Origin of the sequence: Ramlibacter sp. 2FC (genome assembly GCF_005503345.1) — a bacterium.
Taxonomy (GTDB): Bacteria; Pseudomonadota; Gammaproteobacteria; order Burkholderiales; family Burkholderiaceae_C; genus SCMQ01.
Window position 1 is genome coordinate 1 of the sequence record NZ_SCMM01000047.1, and the last position, 16,023, is coordinate 16,023.

Genomic DNA, 16,023 nt, shown 5'->3' on the forward strand with positions numbered 1-16,023 from the left:
CATCACGAACTCGCCTTGCGCGAAGTTGATGGTGCCGCTGGCCTGCCACAGCAGCGTGAAGCCCAGCGCCGCCAGCGCGTAGATCGCGCCGGTGGACAGGCCGCTGAAGAACAATTGCAGGAAGTCGGTCATGGGAGTCCCTTGGAGTGAACCGGAGCGGCCCGCCTCGCAGGCGGACCGCGCCAGGGCTTTACTTCTTGGCGGGGGCGGCCGGTGCGCTCAAAGGCGGCAGCGTGGCCACGACTTCCTGCTTGCCGTTCTTGACCTCGACCAGGAAGCTCTCGCGGTCCAGGTCACCGTTGCTGTCGAAGCTCACGTCCAAGATGATGCCGGGATACTTCTTGGCGTTGATGCTCAGGCCTTTCATGGCCTGGGCCACGGCCTTGCGGTCGATCTTGCCGGCCTTCTCGATCGCGGCCTTGAGCGAGTAGACGCCGGTGTAGCCCTTGATGCCGTTGTGGTCCGAGATGTACTTGTAGTCGCGGTAGAAGTTGGCCTTGAACTTCAGCATCTCGGGAATCGGTGCGTCCACCGTCAGGCCCACATGGGCCACGGCGCCGTTGGCGGCCTCGCCGGCCAGCTCGATCACCTTCTGGCCGGTCAGCGTGGTCTCGCCGATGATGGGCTTGTTCCAGCCCTGCTTGCGCAGCTCGCGCAGGGCGCGCGCCGACTCCTCCTCGTTGGTGTAGACGAAGACCGCGTCGGCATTGCTCTGCTTGGCCTTGAGCACGGCGGCCGAGAAGTCGACCTGGCCGGCGTCGGTGGAGATCTCCGACACGATCTTGGTCGGCGAGTTCGCCAGGGCCTTCTTGACCATGTCCAGGCCGCCCTTGCCGAAGTCGTTGTTCACGTAGATGACGGCCAGGTTCTTGGACTTGGTCGTGATGTAGCGCGCCACCTTGGGCATGGCCGTGGCCTGGGTGAAGCTGGTGCGGAAGATGTAGGGATTGCCCTGCTGGGTGATGGCGGCGGCCTCGCCGCCGGTGAAGTTGGGCACCTCGGCACGGCGCGACTCGGCCATGCTGACCATGATGGAGCCCGAGAACACCGGGCCGAAAATCGCGAAGGCGCCGTCGTCTATGGCCTTTTGCGTCAGGCCCTTGGCCACGCCGGGGTTGCTCTGCGTGTCGCTGGTCACAGTCTCTATCTTCTTGCCCAGGATGCCGCCCGCCGCGTTGATCTCCTTGACCGCCAGCTCCACGCCGTTCTTGAAATTGGTGCCGGCCGTGGCGCCGCCGCCCGAGAGCTCGACGATGTTGGCGATCTTGATGGTTTGCTGGGCCGAGGCACCGGCGGCGCAGGCGGCCAGGGTGGCGGTCGCGATCAGTTTGAGGGCGAAACGTTTTTGCATCAGTGTCTCCTAAAGGTCGAGTCAAGGTTCAAGGGGTCAAAGGGTCCCGGACACGGAAGGTCTCAGGGGCGGGGGCCGGCTGGGCGCCGGATCTCGTGCGCCAGCTCGGGCGGGTAGATGCGCTCGCGGATGAAGTCCGCGTCCTCGCGCAGCGCACGGGCCGCCTCGGCGAAGCCCATGAACTCGAGGTACAGGTGGGTCTGCTGGATCAGCATCTCGAAGCCGGGCTGGGCCACCAGGCCACGGGCGCGCGCGGCGCGCACCACGGGCGTGGGCTGGTTCTTCATCAGGATGTCGACCAGGGCCGCCTGTGGCGCCATGCGCGCCACGTCGCAGGGCATGGGGTCGCCCGGCTTGAGTCCCAGCGGCGAGCCGTTGATCACCAGGTCGTAGCCCGCGGGGTCGTTGCTGTCCACCGCCCAGACGCGGCATGGCGTGGCCGCGGCGATGCGCGCCGCAACCTCGGCCGCCTTGCCCGGCACGGGGTCGTAGAAGGCGATCTCGGCCGCGCGGCCCTCGGGCGCCAGCGCGAGCGAGGTGCCGATCGCCGCCGAGGCGCCGCCGGCGCCCAGGATCAGCACGCGCCGGCCGCTGAAGGGGATCTGGAAATAGGCCAGCGAGGCCTTGAAACCCTCGCCGTCGAACAGGCCGCCTTCGAGCCGCCCATCGGCATTGCGTCGCACGGCGTTCACCGCGCCGGCAACGCGACCGAACTCGCTGCATTGATCCAGCACGCCCATGATGGGCGCCTTGTGCGGAATCGTGACCCACATGCCCTTGATGTTGGGCGCACGGAAGGCGCTCTTGACGAAGGGGGCCAAGTCGACCGGCGCGATGTGCACCGGCACCAGCACCGCGTCCAGCCCGAAGCGCGCGAAGATCTCGTTGAACGACTCGGGCGCACGCACCTGGGCCACCGGGTCACCGAGGATCAGGTAGACATCGGTGCTGCCGGTGATGGGCGCAGCGAAGTGGGGGGTGGAGGCCATGGCTGTTCGACAATCGTTCAGGCAAATTGAGGTTGAGACGGAATGTAATCAGCATCCCCTGGGTTTCAAAGGTTTCCTCCAGCATGACGATCGATGAACGAACGAAAACGTTCGATAATCGATCATTCAACGGGTTTCCCCTGGTTTCCGCCTCCCCGCTCGCACCGCGCCAGGCCCCCAAACGGGCACACAATCGCCAGGCGCCGCCCTCCACGTCCAGCCATGAGCTCTCCCAGCCCGACCACCTCCCCGCTCGACAAGCGCGACTGGATCGCCGGCCTGGAAAAAGGCCTGTCCATCATCGAGGCCTTCGACGACGCCAACCCGCGCCTGACGGCCAGCCAGGCCGGCCAGCGCTGCGGCCTCACGCGCACCGCCGCGCGGCGCTACCTGCTCACCCTCGCCCACCTCGGCTACGTGGCCAGCGACGGCAAGCTGTTCTGGCTGACGCCGCGCGTGCTGCGGCTGGGCCAGAGCTACCTGGAGTCGGCCCGCCTGCCGCGCACCGTCCAGCCCTTCTTGCAGCGCGTGACCGCCGGCACGCAGGAGATCGCCTACGTCAGCGTGCTCGACGGCGACGAGGTGGTCTACATCGCGCGCAACGGAACCACGCGCTCGATGAACATCGGCTACGTGCTGGGTTCGCGCGTGCAGGCCCAGGTCACGGCCTCGGGCCTGCTGATGCTGGCCTACCGCAGCGAGGACGAGACCGAGGCCTGGCTGGCCACGCACGAACTCAAGGCCTACACCTCCTACACCATCACCAGCAAGGAACGGCTGCGCGTGGAGTTCGCGCGCGTCAGGCAGCAGGGCTGGGCGCTGTCCGAGCAGCAGCTGGAAATGGCCTTCCGCGGCATCGCCGTGCCCATGTTCGACCGCCGCGGCGACCTGCTGGGCGCGCTGAGCGTGACCATGCCCATGGGCCACGAGAGCAGCGAGGACGCGGTCGCCCGCGTGCTGCCGGTGCTGCAGGAGACGGCGCGCGCGATGCGCAACCTGCTCTGAGGCGAGCTTTTCGTCAGTCGGCGTGAGATCCGCGCCAAACCTGGAAAGCGCAGGCGCTGGCAATGAGGCTGGTCACAATCGAGACCCAGTAGACGCTGGCCAGGCCCAGGGCCGAGCTCAGTGCACCACCGGCCAGGCCACCGATCACGCCGGTCAGGCCATAGCCCACCACGGTGTAGAGCGCCTGGCCGCGCCCGCGCAGCCGGCCCGGGAAATGGCGCGACAACAGGGCGATGCAGACCGTGTGGTGGGCGGCGAACGTGAGGGCGTGCAGGGCCTGCGCCACGAGCAGCGCGGGCAGCAGGTCGGCCACGGTGGCGGTCAGCACCATGCGCAGCACCATGGCCAGGGCGCACAGCAGCAGCCAGCCGCCCAGGCTCAGCCGCGGCAGCCAACGCGCCTGGGTGTAGAACCAGGCGATCTCCACCACCACCGACACCGCCCAGAGCAGGCCTATCATGGTCTTGCTGTAGCCCAGCGCGTCGAGGTAGAGCGAGAAGAACACGTAGATGCCGATGTGCGAGAGCACATGGAAAAAGGCCGCCGCGAAGAACCACTGCACGGCGCGCCGGCGCAGCACCGGCAGCACCGACACCTTGGCCTCGTGCGCCGGCACGGCCTCCTTGAGATCGGGCAGCCGCCACACGCTGAGCGCCACTGCCAGCAGGGTCAGCACGGTCCAGGCCGGGAAATGTGCCATGCCGAAGGCCTCGAACCAGGCACCCGCCACGAACACCGTGACCAGAAAGCCCAGCGAACCCCACAGCCGCACGCGGCCGTAGCGCCGGACGTCGAAGCCCCCGCCCTGGCTGACCAGGTGGGCCATCGCGGCCTCGCTCATCGGCATCATGGCGCTGGTGTGGGTGAACATCAGCAGCAGCACCAGGGCCAGCCAGGGCGTGGAAAGGTTCAGCCACAGGGCCGTCGAAACCAGCAGCGCGGCGCTGGCGCCGTAGCGCAGCAGCTTGACGCGCTCTCCCGTGTGGTCGCTGAGCCAGCCCCAGCCATAGGGCGCGAACAGGCGCGTGGCGGCCTGCACCGAGGTCAGCAGGCTGATGGTGAAGATCCCCAGACCCAGTTCCTTCAGCCACAGCGGCAGATAGGGATTGAAGAAGCCGATGTGGGCGAAGTAGCTGGCCGACAGCGCGGCGAAGGGCAGCAGCTGTCGCCGTGCCGCAGCCTCCCGGCCCGGCTGCATTTAGAGGAAGGAGGATGGGATCGCCGGGACCGGCAGGCTGACGTCGCCGCATTGGGCGCGCTGGCGCAGCGCATGCTCCATCACCACCAGCGCCAGCATGGCCTCGGCGATGGGCGTGGCGCGTATGCCCACGCAGGGGTCGTGGCGCCCTTTGGTGATCACCTCGACCGGCTGGCCGGCCTGGTCTATGGATTCGCGCGGCGTCAGGATGGAACTGGTCGGCTTGACCGCGATGGCGACCTCCAGGTCCTGGCCGCTGCTGATGCCGCCCAGCACCCCGCCCGCGTTGTTGCCCTTGAAGCCCTGCGGCGTGAGCGAGTCGCCATGCATGCTGCCGCGCTGCGCCACGCTGGCGAAGCCCGCGCCTATCTCCACGCCCTTGACGGCGTTGATGCCCATCATGGCGTAAGCGATGTCAGCGTCGAGCTTGTCGAACAGCGGCTCGCCCAGGCCCACCGGCACGTTGCTGGCCGTCACGCGCAGGCGCGCACCGCAGGAGTCGCCGTCCTTGCGCAGCGCGTTCAGATAGTCCTCCAGCGCCGATACGTCGGCCACCGGCGCGAAGAAGGGGTTGTCGGCCACATGCTCCCAGCCCTCGAAGGGGATCGCGATCCCGCCGATCTGCGTCATGCAGCCGCGGAACAGCGTGCCGTACTTCTCGTTCAGCCATTTCTTGGCCACGGCGCCGGCCGCCACCATGGGCGCGGTCAGCCGCGCCGACGAGCGGCCGCCACCGCGCGGGTCGCGGATGCCGTACTTGCGCCAGTAGGCGTAGTCGGCATGACCGGGGCGGAAGGTCTGCAGGATGTTGCTGTAGTCCTTGCTGCGCTGGTCTGTGTTTTTGATCAGCAGGCAGATCGGCGTGCCGGTGGTCTTGCCCTCGTAGACGCCGGAGAGGATTTCCACCGCGTCGGGCTCGTTGCGCTGGGTGACGAACTTGGAGGTGCCGGGACGGCGGCGGTCCAGGTCGGGCTGGATGTCGGCCTCGGACAAGGCCAGGCCGGGCGGGCAGCCATCGATCACGCAGCCTATGGCCGGGCCGTGGGATTCGCCGAAGTTGGTGACTGCAAAAAGGGTGCCGAAGGTGTTGCCGCTCATGGGGGGATTATCCCAGAGCGGGTCCCGGCTTGTAACAGCAGCTTGACCGGGCCGGGCGCGGGACTAACATCCAGGCGGGTATTGACCTTGATTTCAAACACTTTCGGGGATCGCCATGGCTCTTACTCGCACCGTCCTCTTCCTGACCTTGGCGTTCGGAACCTGCGCCCCAGCCTTCGCCGAGCCGATCGATCCCCCGGCCGACCACCCCTACGGCGCGTCGCAGCCGATTGCGGGGCGCTACATCGTGGTGTTCAAGGCCCATGTGGCCAATCCGGCCGCGACGGCCGCGACTCTGATGCGTGGGACCGGCGGACAGTTGCACCACGCGTACTCCCGAGCCATCAAGGGCTTCGCCGCCACCCTGCCAGACTGGGCGGTAAGGGCGCTGCGCAACAACCCGAACGTGGATTACGTCGAACAGGACCAGACGGTGTCGCTCAACGAGACCATGCTGACGGAAACGGCCGTCCAGGACGCAGCCACCTGGGGCTTGGACCGCATCGACCAAGGCGACCTTCCGTTGAACAGTCAGTATCAGTACAACTACACGGGCGCGGGCGTCCAAGCCTTCATCATCGACACCGGTATCTACGCCGCACACAGCGACTTCGACAACCGAGTGCTGCCCGGTTACTCTGCCATCGGCAGTGACGACGGTAGGACTGACTGCAACGGCCATGGCACCCATGTCGCCGGCACCGTGGGCAGCCGCACTTGGGGCGTGGCCAAGGCAGTCTCGCTGATACCGGTGCGCGTGCTCAATTGCAGCGGATCTGGCAGCTGGAGTGGCGTGATTGATGGCATTGAATGGCTCATCGGTCAAGCCACCAAGTCCCCAAGTCCGCTGAGGCCCGCGGTGGCCAACATGTCGCTGGGTGGCGGCGCCTCTACTGCTGTCGATCAAGCCGTAGCAAATGCGGTCGGAGCCGGCGTGACCATGGTCGTGGCGGCCGGTAACAGCAGCACCGACGCCTGCAGATATTCCCCGGCCCGGGAACCGAGCGCCATCACGGTCGGTGCGACCACCAAAAGCGACGCTCGTGCCTCGTATTCCAACTATGGCAAGTGCCTAGACCTTTTCGCACCGGGCAGCGCCATCACTTCGGCATGGAACACCGGCAACAACGCAACCAATACCATCAGCGGCACGTCCATGGCTTCGCCCCATGTCGCCGGGGTCGCCGCGCTGGCCCTGGCGGCCAATACGGAAGCATTGCCTGCGGATGTTGCATCCTTCCTGATAACGAATGCCACACCCGACACGCTCGTTTCCACCGGCAAAGGCGCCATCGGAAAAGGCTCGCCCAACAAGCTCGTCTACTCCCTCGGAAGCTGGACATCCACGGCGGTGGCAGTCTCGTCCATGACAGACAGCAGCAGCAGCAGCACGCCCGGTGGCTGGCGCGCTTCGGCCAAGGTCACCGTTCACAGGCGCAACAGCGACTGGAGCACCGGCGCTGCCATGGCCGGTGCCACCGTCACGGGTAGTTTCGCGCCGGGCGGCGCAGCCAATTGTGTGACGGATCAGAGTGGCAGTTGCACGCTGACCACTACCACCATCAGCAATACAAGCGCCACCAAGGCCACAATCATCAGCGTCTCTGGCCCACTGATGACCTACGACGCGAGCCAGAACACGGTTACCGAGATCGTCATCACCCGACCCTGAGCACAGCCCAGGCGGATCCTGGGACGCCAGCCCGCCTCAAGGCAGCTTCGACTCCTCGTCCGGCTCGTTCTCCGCCGGCCAATCGCGGATGTAGGCCTTGAGCATCTTGTTCTCGAAGTTCTGGCTGTCGACCACGGCCTTGGCCACGTCGTAGAAGCTGATCACGCCCATCAGCATGCGCTTGTCCATCACCGGCATGTAACGCGCATGGCGATCGAGCATCATGCGCCGCACCTCGTCGAGGTCGGTCTCGGCGGTGCAGGTCAGCGGGTGGTCGTCCATGGCGGTGCGCACCAGGGTCACGCCGATCTGGCCGCAGTTCTTGACCAGCATCTGGATCACCTCGCGGAAGGTGAGCATGCCCACCAGGTCGCCATGCTCCATCACGACCAGCGAGCCTATGTCCTTCTCGCCCATGATCTCCACGGCGTGTGAAAGCGGTTCGTCGGGGGTGACGGTGTAGAGCGCGGTCCCCTTGACGCGCAGGATGTCGCTGACTTTCATGCTGATCTCCAGTGCCGCCGCCGCGGCGGATTTGAATCGAATATAGCCCACAATGCGTGGAAAAAAACAGATCCGCCCGACTCTGAGACCTTTGGAGACATGAATGCCCGGCTATTCCGATCCCGGCTTTGACACCCTGGCCCTGCACGCCGGGGCCGCACCCGACCCTGCCACCGGCGCGCGCGCCGTGCCCATCCACCTCACGACCTCGTTCGTGTTCGAGTCCGCCGACCACGCGGCGGCCCTGTTCAACCTCGAGCGCTCCGGCCATGTCTACAGCCGCATCAGCAACCCGACCAACGCCGTGCTGGAGCAGCGCGTGGCGGCGCTCGAAGGCGGCATAGGCGCGATCGCCACCGCCAGCGGCCAGGCCGCCCTGCACCTGGCCGTCGCCACCCTGATGGGCGCGGGCGCGCACATCGTGGCCAGCACGGCGCTGTACGGCGGCTCGCAGAACCTGCTGCACTACACGCTCAGGCGCTTCGGCATCGCCACCAGCTTCGTCAAGCCCGGCGACCTCGATGGCTGGCGCGCCGCGATCCGGCCCGAGACCCGGCTGCTGTTCGGCGAGACCGTGGGCAACCCCGGCCTGGACGTGCTGGACATCCCCGCCGTGGCCCAGATCGCGCACGCCGCCGGCCTGCCGCTGCTGGTCGACTCCACCCTCACCTCGCCCTGGCTGATGCAGCCGCTGGCGCTGGGCGCGGACCTGGTCTACCACTCGGCCACCAAGTTCCTCTCGGGCCACGGCACGGTGGTCGGCGGCGTGCTGGTCGATGGCGGCAGCTTCGACTGGGACGCCTCGGGCAAATTCCCCGAGCTCACGGCGCCCTACGAGGGCTTTCACAACATGGTGTTCAGCGAGGAATCGAGCGTGGGCGCCTTCCTGCTGCGCGCGCGGCGCGAGGGCCTGCGCGACTTCGGCGCCTGCATGAGCCCGCACACGGCCTGGCTGATCCTGCAGGGCATAGAAACCCTGCCGCTGCGCATGGCGCGCCACATGGGCAACACCGAGAAGGTGGTGCAATTCCTGGCCAGCCACCCCTTCGTGGCCCGCGTCGGCCACCCGCTGCTGGAAAGCCACCCCAGCCATGCGCTGGCGCAGAAGCTGCTGCCGCGCGGCGCCGGCTCGGTGTTCAGCTTCGACATCCAGGGCAGCCGCGAGCAGGGCAAGGCCTTCATCGAGACGCTCAAGGTCTTCAGCCACCTGGCCAACGTGGGCGACTGCCGCTCGCTGGTGATCCACCCGGCCAGCACCACCCATTTCCGCATGAGCGACGAGGCGCTGGCGGCCGCCGGCATCGGCCCCGGCACCATACGCCTGTCGATCGGCCTGGAAGACCCCGACGACCTGATCGACGACCTGAAAAAGGCCCTGAAGGCCGCGGAGAAGACCGCATGATGCTCACCGTCCAGGGCGCGCCCACCTACTGCTACAGCGGCGGCAAGGCTTTCGACCCGGCCAAGCCCACCGTCGTCTTGATCCACGGCGTGCTGCACGACCACAGCGTCTGGGCGCTGCAAAGCCGCTACCTCGCCAACCACGGCTGGAACGTGCTGGCCGTGGACCTGCCCGGCCACGGCCGCAGCGGCGGCCAGGCACCGGCCAGCGTCGAGGAGGCCGCGGACTTCGTCGCCGCCCTGCTGGCCACGGCCGGCGTGCCGCGCGCCGCCCTGGTGGGCCACAGCTGGGGCTCGCTGATCGCGCTGGAGGCCGCGGCCCGGCTGCAGGAGTGCGTGAGCCACCTGGTGCTGGTCGGCACCGCCTTCCCGATGAAGGTGTCGCCGGCCCTGCTCGACGCCTCGCTGAACGAGCCGGACAAGGCCATCGCGATGATCAACCTGTTCTCGCGCAGCACGCTGGCGCCGCCGCCCTCGGCCCTGGGCCCCGGCACCTGGGTGCACGGCGCCAACACCGCGCTGAACCGGCGCGTGCTGGCCGGCAACACCGAAGTCAACCTGTTCCACCTGGGCTTCCAGGCCTGCGACCGCTACGCCAATGGCGAAACGGCCATCGCACAGATCAGCTGCCCGGTGCTGTTCGTGCTGGGCGCGCTCGACCAGATGACGCCGCCCAAGGCGGCCCAGGGCCTGATCGCCCGGGCCCGCGAGGCGGGCAAGGCCGTGCAGCTGAGCACCCTGCCCGTGGGTCACCACCAGATGACCGAGGCACCCGACGCCACCCTGTTCGCCATCCGCGACTTCATCGCATCATGAGCGCCGCCCCTGCCCTGGACCCCGCGCAGATCACGCCGCCCATGAGCGCGACGCGCGCACGCGAGATCGCCGCGGGCTTCGACCTGCGGCAGCTGCCGGCCGATTTCCTGGCCAACCCCTGCCCGGTCTACCAGGTGCTGCGCGAGACCGAGCCGGTGCGGCGCATGCCCGACGGCTCCTACTTCCTCACGCGCCATGCCGACCTGGTCGCGGTCTACCGCGACGCCCAGACCTTCAGCTCGGACAAGCAGGTCGAGTTCGCGCCCAAGTATGGGACCGGCTCGCCGCTCTACGAGCACCACACGAGCAGCCTGGTGTTCAACGACCCGCCGCTGCACACGCGCGTGCGCAAGCTCATCATGGGCGCGCTCACGCGCCGCGCCATCGCCGAGATGGAGCCCGGCCTGGTGGCCCTGGTGGACAGCCTGCTCGACGCGCTCGAGGCCAGCGGCGGCGGCGACCTGATCGAGGATTTCGCCTCGGCCATCCCGGTCGAGATCATCGGCAACCTGCTGGACGTGCCGCACGCCGAGCGCGGCCCGCTGCGCGGCTGGTCGCTCGCCATCCTGGGCGCGCTAGAGCCCAGCCTCACACCCGGGCAGCAGGCGCTGGGCGAGCAGAGCGTGCGCGAGTTCCTGGACTACCTGCGCGCTCTGGTGGCCGAGCGGCGCCGACGCCCGGGCGATCCCGAGCGCGACGTGCTGACACGCCTGATCCAGGGCGAGAACGCCGCGTCGCCTGACGGCTCCGTGCAGGGCGAGCGCCTCAGCGAAACCGAGCTGCTGCAGAACTGCATCTTCCTGCTCAACGCCGGCCACGAGACCACGACCAACCTGATCGGCAACGCCCTGCTGGCGCTGCAGGAATGGCCGGCGGCCAAGGCCCAGCTGCTGGCCGACCTGGCGCGCACGGCGGCAGATGGCCCTGGCCAGGAGGCGGTCCTGACGCTGGCCGTCGACGAGTTCCTGCGCTTCGAATCGTCGAACCAGCTCGGCAACCGGCGCGCCCTCCGGGCCGCCACGGTCGGCGGCGTGGCGCTGCCCGAGGGCGCTCTGGTGACCCTGTGCATAGGCGCGGCCAATCGGGACCCGGCCCAGTTCGAGCGGCCCGAGCAGCTGGACCTGCGGCGCGAGCACAACCGCCACCTGGCCTTCGGTTTCGGCATCCACCAATGCGCGGGCCTGAGCCTGGCCAGGCTGGAGGGGCGCATCGCCATCGGGCGCTTTCTGCAGCGCTTTCCCGATTACCGGCTGACCGCCGCGCCCACGCGCGGCGGTCGCGCGCGCTTCAGGGGGTTCTTGCGGGCGCCGTTCGCGACCGCATGAGGCCTCTGCCTGCTAAGCCCGGCCGTGCCGCCGCGCGAGGGCATGCTCCAGCGCTTCGAACAGGGCCTCGCTCAGCAGAGCCAGCAGCGCGGCTGGAAGGGCGCCGGCCAGCATCAGCTCGCCGTCGTTCAGGGCCAGGCCCGTGACGATGCGCTCGCCAAAGCCCCCTGCGCCGATGAAGGCCGCGATGGTGGCTGTGCCTATGGCGATCGAAGTCGCCGTGCGCACGCCGGCCAGGAGGGTGGGCAGGGCCAGCGGCAGCTCGACGCTTCGCAGGCACTGGGCCGCGCTCATGCCCAGGGCCTGGGCCGCCAGGCGCAGGCCCTGCGGCACCTCGCCCAGGCCGGTGGCGGTGTTGCGCATGATGGGCAGCAGCGCATACAGCGCCAGCGCCAGCAGCGCCGGCAAGGTGCCGATGCGGCCGAGCAGCCAGATCAGCGCCGCCAGCAGCGCCAGCGAGGGCACGGTCTGCAGCAGGCCCGACGCCCCGAGCACGGCGGCGCGCAGGCGCGGATGCGGGAACACCAGCACCGCGAGAGGAATGCCCAGCAGTGCGGCGAAGCCGACCGACAGGCCCACCAGGGCCAGGTGCTGGGCCGCGAGGCGCGCGAAATCCGGTCCCGACAGCTTGGCCCAGAAGCCGCGGCCGGCGGCATCGGGTGCGCCCGGCTTGCCGGCCCCTGTGGAAGCCCCGGCCGCCTTGCCCGCCAGGTAATCGCGCGCGATCACGTCGAAGGCCACGCCCTGCAGTTCGGCGCGTGCGTTCATGCCTATCATCGCCGCCTCGTCGATGCGGCCTTCCAGCGCCTGCAGCGCGGCCCAGGCCTGCGGGAAGCGCTGCGGCAAGTCCAGGCGGTAGAGCACGACGGCGTCGTAGCGCGGAAAGTATTGCCGGTCGTCGGCCAGCACGCGCAGGGCAAGGTGCCCGATCTTGGCGTCGGTCGTGTAGATGTCCATCACGTCGATCTGCCGGCCCGCCAGCGCGTCATAGGCGAGGCCGTGGTCCAGGCCCATCGGCTTGTGCGGCAGGCCGTAGCGTGCGGACAGCCCGGCCCAGCCGTCGGCGCGACCCAGGAACTCGTTGGACAGGCCCAGCCTGAGCGCGGGATGGCGCGCGAGATCGCTGATAGCCCGGATGCCCAGGCGATCGGCCTCGGCAGCCCGCATGGCCAGCGCATAGCCGTCGTTGAAGCCCAGTGGAATGGCCACGCCCAGGCCCAGCGGCGCGAGCGCCCGGCGCATCTGCTCCAGGCTCATGGCGCCAGGGCTCTTGAGGATTTCGAGGCCGATGGTGCCCGTGTATTCCGGGTAGAGGTCTATGCTGCCGGAGCGCAGCGCCTGGTAAACGATCGCGGTGTTGCCCAGCCCCTGCAGCACGGCCGCAGGCCTGGCCATGTGCCCGGCCGCCTGCTGCGCCAGCAACTCGGCCAGGATGTAGGACTCGGTGAAGCGCTTGGAACCTATGCGCAGGCGCTCGCTGGAGGCGTCGACGGCCAGGGCGGCCGTGGCCGCCAGCGCCAGGCCGACGAGGACCAGGGCGCGCAGCCGCCTCAGCCATGAAAAAGGGCCGGCGCCCGCCAGCCGGAGAATCATGCTGTGGTGGTCATAGCGCATCGCGCAGCTTCAGGCTGTTCCAGCCGGCGTGGTTCCACAGCGCGGCGACCGAGTCCGAGGGTTCGAGCAGCAGCCGCTGCAGCAGCGGCGCCAGCGGCGTGGCGTCGGGGTCGGCCAGCAGCACATAGCGCGCCTCGCCCTCGGCGTCCTCCTCGTTGAGCCGGGCGATCCAGTCCAGCGCCGTCAGCGTCTCCAGCACCGGCACCAGCTGCAGCGCATCGACGCGCAGCAGCTGCGTCAACGCCTGCAGGGTCAGGCCGCGGCGGTCGCCATGGCGCACCCGGTGCAGTGCCTGCAGCAGCTCCAAGGCCAGCTGGAAGTTCCAGCCCTGGCCGCTGCTGCGCCGCGCCACGCCGGCGAACAGGCTGGGCAGGTAGGCAGCGATCACGGCGCCCAGCAGCACGATGACCCAGGACAGGTAGATCCAGACCAGCAGGATGGGCACCACGGCAAAGGCGCCGTAGACCGCCGAGTAGGTCGGCATGTTGCCCAGGTAAAGGGCCAGCAGCTTCTTGGCGATCTCGATGCCGGCCGCCACGAACATGCCTCCGGTCCAGGCATGGCCCCATTTGACCGGGGTGTTGGGCACGTAGCGGTACAGGCCCGCCATGCCGCCGGCCAGCAGGAAGAATTCGACCGTGTCGAAGAACAGCCGCACCCCGCCCGGCAGGTCGCCGACCAAGCCGCGCGAGGCCGTGACCGCGTACGAGGTCAGCGCCAGGCTCGCGCCCAGCAGCAGCGGCCCCAGGGTGAGCGCGGCCCAGTACAGCAGCACGCGCTGGCCCAGCGGCCGCGGCTGGCGCACGCGCCAGATCGCGTTGAGCGTCTTGTCTATGGTCAGGATCAGGGCCAGCGCCGTGGTCACCAGCACCGCCAGGCCCGCCACGCCCAGGCGGCTGGCCTTGCTCGCGAACTGGGTCAGGTAGCCCAGCACCTGGCGCGAGATGCTGTCCGGCACCAGGCTGTCGACCAGCCATTTCTGCAGCAGCAGCTGCAGCTTGCCGAAGATGGGAAATGCCGTGAACAGCGCCAGCGCCACCGTGATGAAGGGCACCAGGGCCATGGTGGTGGTGAAGGTCAGGCTGCTGGCCGTCAGGCCCAGGCGGTCCTCGCGAAAGCGCTCGAACAGCGTGAGGGCCGTGTTTTTCCAGGGGAAGTGGGAAAGTTCCTGCAGCAGGGACTGCAGGCGCTGGGGGAAACTCATGGCCGCTATGATGCCACCTCGATGACCAATGAAGACAAGACCGTGCGCCTGACGCGCGCCCTGGCCGTGGGCAGCCTGCTCGGACTGATCGCCCTCGGCCTGTCCTGGGAGCTGTGGCTGGCCCCGCTGCGTCCGGGCGGCTCCTGGCTGGCGCTCAAGGTGCTGCCCCTGTGCCTGCCGCTGGCGGGCCTGCTGAAGAACCGCATGTACACCTACCGCTGGGTCAGCCTGGTGGTCTGGCTCTACTTCATCGAGGGGGTGGTGCGCGCCAGCGGCGACCGCCCGCCCGGCAACTGGCTGGCCGCGCTGGAGATCCTGCTGTGCCTGCTGCTGTTCCTCGCCTGCACCCTGCATGTGCGCCTGCGGCTGCGCAACGCCAAGAACAAGCCCTCCCCCGCCGCACCATGAACACCCTGCTCGAAACCCTGCGCCGGATCTGCGGCGCCGCCCATGTGCTCACCGAGGGCGACCTCAGCGCCTGGGAGCAGGACTGGCGCAAGCGCGCGCGCGGCAAGGCGCTGGCCGTGGTGCGCCCCGGCAGCACCGGGGAGGTGGCCGCCGTCGTCGAGGCCTGCGCCGCGGCCGGCGTCAGCCTGGTGCCGCAGGGCGGCAACACCGGCCTGGCCGTGGGCTCGGTGCCCGATGCCTCCGGCACCCAGGTGGTGCTCAGCCTCACGCGCATGCAGGCCGTGCGCGCCATCGACGCCGCCAACCTCACCGTCACGGTGGAGGCCGGCTGCGTGCTGCAGAACCTGCAGGAAGCGGCGCAGCAGGCCGGCTTCCTGTTCCCGCTGAGCCTGGCGGCCGAAGGCAGCTGCACCCTGGGCGGCAACCTCGCCACCAACGCCGGCGGCACCCAGGTGCTGCGCTACGGCAACGCGCGCGAGCTCTGCCTGGGCCTGGAGGTCGTCACCGCCCAGGGTGAGGTCTGGAACGGCCTGTCCGGCCTGCGCAAGGACAACACGGGCTACGACCTGCGCGACCTGTTCATCGGCAGCGAAGGCACGCTGGGCGTCATCACGGCCGCGACCATGAAGCTCTATCCCCTGCCCGCGGCCCAGCTCACGGCCTGGGCCGCCGTGCCTTCGCTCGACGCGGCCGTCGCCCTGCTGGGCCTGGCGCACCGCGAACTGGGCGCGGGCCTGACCGGCTTCGAGCTCATGGGCCAGTTCGCCCTGAGCCTGGTCGACAAGCATTACCCGCAACTGCGCGTGCCGCTGTGGCGCGACGCGCCCTACTGCGTGCTGCTGGAGAACTCCGACCACGAATCCGAAGCCCATGCGCGCGCGCAATTCGAGCGCCTGCTGGAAACCGCGCTAGCGCAGGGCTGCGTGAGCGATGCCGTGGTCGCGGAGAACCTGGCCCAGGCGCACCAGCTCTGGCATGTCCGCGAAAGCATTCCGCTGGCCCAGGCCGAGGAAGGCCTGAACGTCAAGCACGACATCTCGATCCCGGTCTCGCGCATCCCCGAGTTCGTGGCCGAAACCGACGCGCAGCTGGCGCGCGAGATCCCCGGCGTGCGCCTGGTCAACTTCGGCCACCTGGGCGACGGCAACCTGCACTACAACGTGCAGGCCCCCGAGGGCGGCGACCCCGGGGCCTTCCTGCGCGAGCAGGAGGACCGCATCAACACCCTGGTCTACGACGCGGTTGCGCGCTTCGACGGCTCGATCTCGGCCGAGCACGGCGTGGGCAGCCTCAAGACGGCCAAGCTGCCGCATTACAAGTCGCCCGTGGCCCTGGCCATGATGGGCGCGATCAAGCGCGCGCTGGACCCGCAGAACATCATGAATCCGGGGCGCGTGGTGCCGGCGTAGGCGGCGCGCCCAGCGCGGACCTTTCCCCC

The 16,023-nt window shown here is 68.9% G+C and carries 15 protein-coding genes; 7 read left to right on the plus strand and 8 right to left on the minus strand.

Annotated elements, in window-relative coordinates:
- The 3 genes from FFS10_RS17775 to FFS10_RS17785 all read right to left on the minus strand — a co-directional run.
- On the minus strand, positions 1–132 hold a 132-nt coding region (locus FFS10_RS17775; RefSeq protein ID WP_502702887.1), incomplete at its 3' end, for an ABC transporter permease subunit.
- A gap of 58 nt (positions 133–190) precedes the next feature.
- On the minus strand, positions 191–1,351 hold the full coding sequence (locus FFS10_RS17780) for an ABC transporter substrate-binding protein (protein WP_137895812.1): 1,161 nt from the start codon (positions 1,349–1,351) through the stop codon (positions 191–193).
- A gap of 62 nt (positions 1,352–1,413) precedes the next feature.
- Positions 1,414–2,340: a shikimate dehydrogenase family protein gene (locus FFS10_RS17785; protein WP_137895813.1), complete on the minus strand. Its 927-nt coding sequence runs from the start codon at positions 2,338–2,340 to the stop codon at positions 1,414–1,416.
- Positions 2,341–2,562: 222 nt separating this feature from the next.
- Here FFS10_RS17785 and FFS10_RS17790 point away from each other — a divergent pair, with 222 nt between their 5' ends.
- Positions 2,563–3,345, plus strand: a complete 783-nt coding sequence (locus tag FFS10_RS17790; RefSeq protein ID WP_137895814.1) for an IclR family transcriptional regulator domain-containing protein — start codon at positions 2,563–2,565, stop codon at positions 3,343–3,345.
- A gap of 13 nt (positions 3,346–3,358) precedes the next feature.
- Here the strand turns inward: FFS10_RS17790 and FFS10_RS17795 are convergent, their stop codons facing one another.
- Both FFS10_RS17795 and aroC read right to left on the minus strand, forming a co-directional pair.
- The gene (locus FFS10_RS17795; RefSeq protein ID WP_137895815.1) at positions 3,359–4,543 is read right to left on the minus strand and encodes an MFS transporter; all 1,185 of its coding nucleotides are present in this window, start codon (positions 4,541–4,543) and stop codon (positions 3,359–3,361) included.
- Positions 4,544–5,641: a chorismate synthase gene (gene aroC / locus FFS10_RS17800; RefSeq protein ID WP_137895816.1), complete on the minus strand. Its 1,098-nt coding sequence runs from the start codon at positions 5,639–5,641 to the stop codon at positions 4,544–4,546.
- Positions 5,642–5,756: 115 nt separating this feature from the next.
- Here aroC and FFS10_RS17805 point away from each other — a divergent pair, with 115 nt between their 5' ends.
- Entirely contained in the window at positions 5,757–7,313 is a 1,557-nt protein-coding gene (locus FFS10_RS17805) for a S8 family peptidase (protein WP_137895817.1), read from the plus strand.
- Positions 7,314–7,349: 36 nt separating this feature from the next.
- Here the strand turns inward: FFS10_RS17805 and FFS10_RS17810 are convergent, their stop codons facing one another.
- The gene (locus FFS10_RS17810; protein ID WP_137895818.1) at positions 7,350–7,817 is read right to left on the minus strand and encodes a CBS domain-containing protein; all 468 of its coding nucleotides are present in this window, start codon (positions 7,815–7,817) and stop codon (positions 7,350–7,352) included.
- 103 nt (positions 7,818–7,920) lie between these two features.
- Here FFS10_RS17810 and FFS10_RS17815 point away from each other — a divergent pair, with 103 nt between their 5' ends.
- The 3 genes from FFS10_RS17815 to FFS10_RS17825 are packed head-to-tail and all read left to right on the plus strand — an operon-like array spanning position 7,921 to position 11,359.
- On the plus strand, positions 7,921–9,219 hold the full coding sequence (locus FFS10_RS17815) for an O-acetylhomoserine aminocarboxypropyltransferase (RefSeq protein ID WP_137895819.1): 1,299 nt from the start codon (positions 7,921–7,923) through the stop codon (positions 9,217–9,219).
- Positions 9,216–10,034: an alpha/beta fold hydrolase gene (locus tag FFS10_RS17820; RefSeq protein ID WP_137895820.1), complete on the plus strand. Its 819-nt coding sequence runs from the start codon at positions 9,216–9,218 to the stop codon at positions 10,032–10,034. Before FFS10_RS17815 ends, FFS10_RS17820 begins: the two co-directional genes overlap by 4 nt.
- Positions 10,031–11,359, plus strand: a complete 1,329-nt coding sequence (locus FFS10_RS17825) for a cytochrome P450 (RefSeq protein WP_137895821.1) — start codon at positions 10,031–10,033, stop codon at positions 11,357–11,359. The genes FFS10_RS17820 and FFS10_RS17825 overlap by 4 nt, the downstream gene beginning before the upstream one ends.
- A gap of 12 nt (positions 11,360–11,371) precedes the next feature.
- Here FFS10_RS17825 and FFS10_RS17830 read toward each other — a convergent pair whose 3' ends face one another.
- Entirely contained in the window at positions 11,372–12,952 is a 1,581-nt protein-coding gene (locus tag FFS10_RS17830; RefSeq protein WP_137895822.1) for a glycine betaine ABC transporter substrate-binding protein, read from the minus strand.
- Positions 12,953–12,962: 10 nt separating this feature from the next.
- A complete protein-coding gene (locus FFS10_RS17835; RefSeq protein ID WP_137895823.1) occupies positions 12,963–14,177 on the minus strand; it encodes a YihY family inner membrane protein in 1,215 nt (404 codons plus the stop codon).
- Between the two features lie 21 nt (positions 14,178–14,198).
- On the opposite strand from FFS10_RS17835, the gene FFS10_RS17840 reads away from it, so the two are divergent.
- Positions 14,199–14,585 (plus strand): DUF2069 domain-containing protein, encoded by a 387-nt coding sequence (locus tag FFS10_RS17840; RefSeq protein ID WP_137895824.1) that lies wholly within the window; start codon positions 14,199–14,201, stop codon positions 14,583–14,585.
- Positions 14,582–15,994 carry an FAD-binding oxidoreductase gene (locus FFS10_RS17845; protein WP_137895825.1) on the plus strand — a complete coding sequence of 471 codons (1,413 nt, stop codon included), beginning with the start codon at positions 14,582–14,584 and terminating at the stop codon, positions 15,992–15,994. The genes FFS10_RS17840 and FFS10_RS17845 overlap by 4 nt, the downstream gene beginning before the upstream one ends.
- Positions 15,995–16,023: the final 29 nt, after the last annotated feature.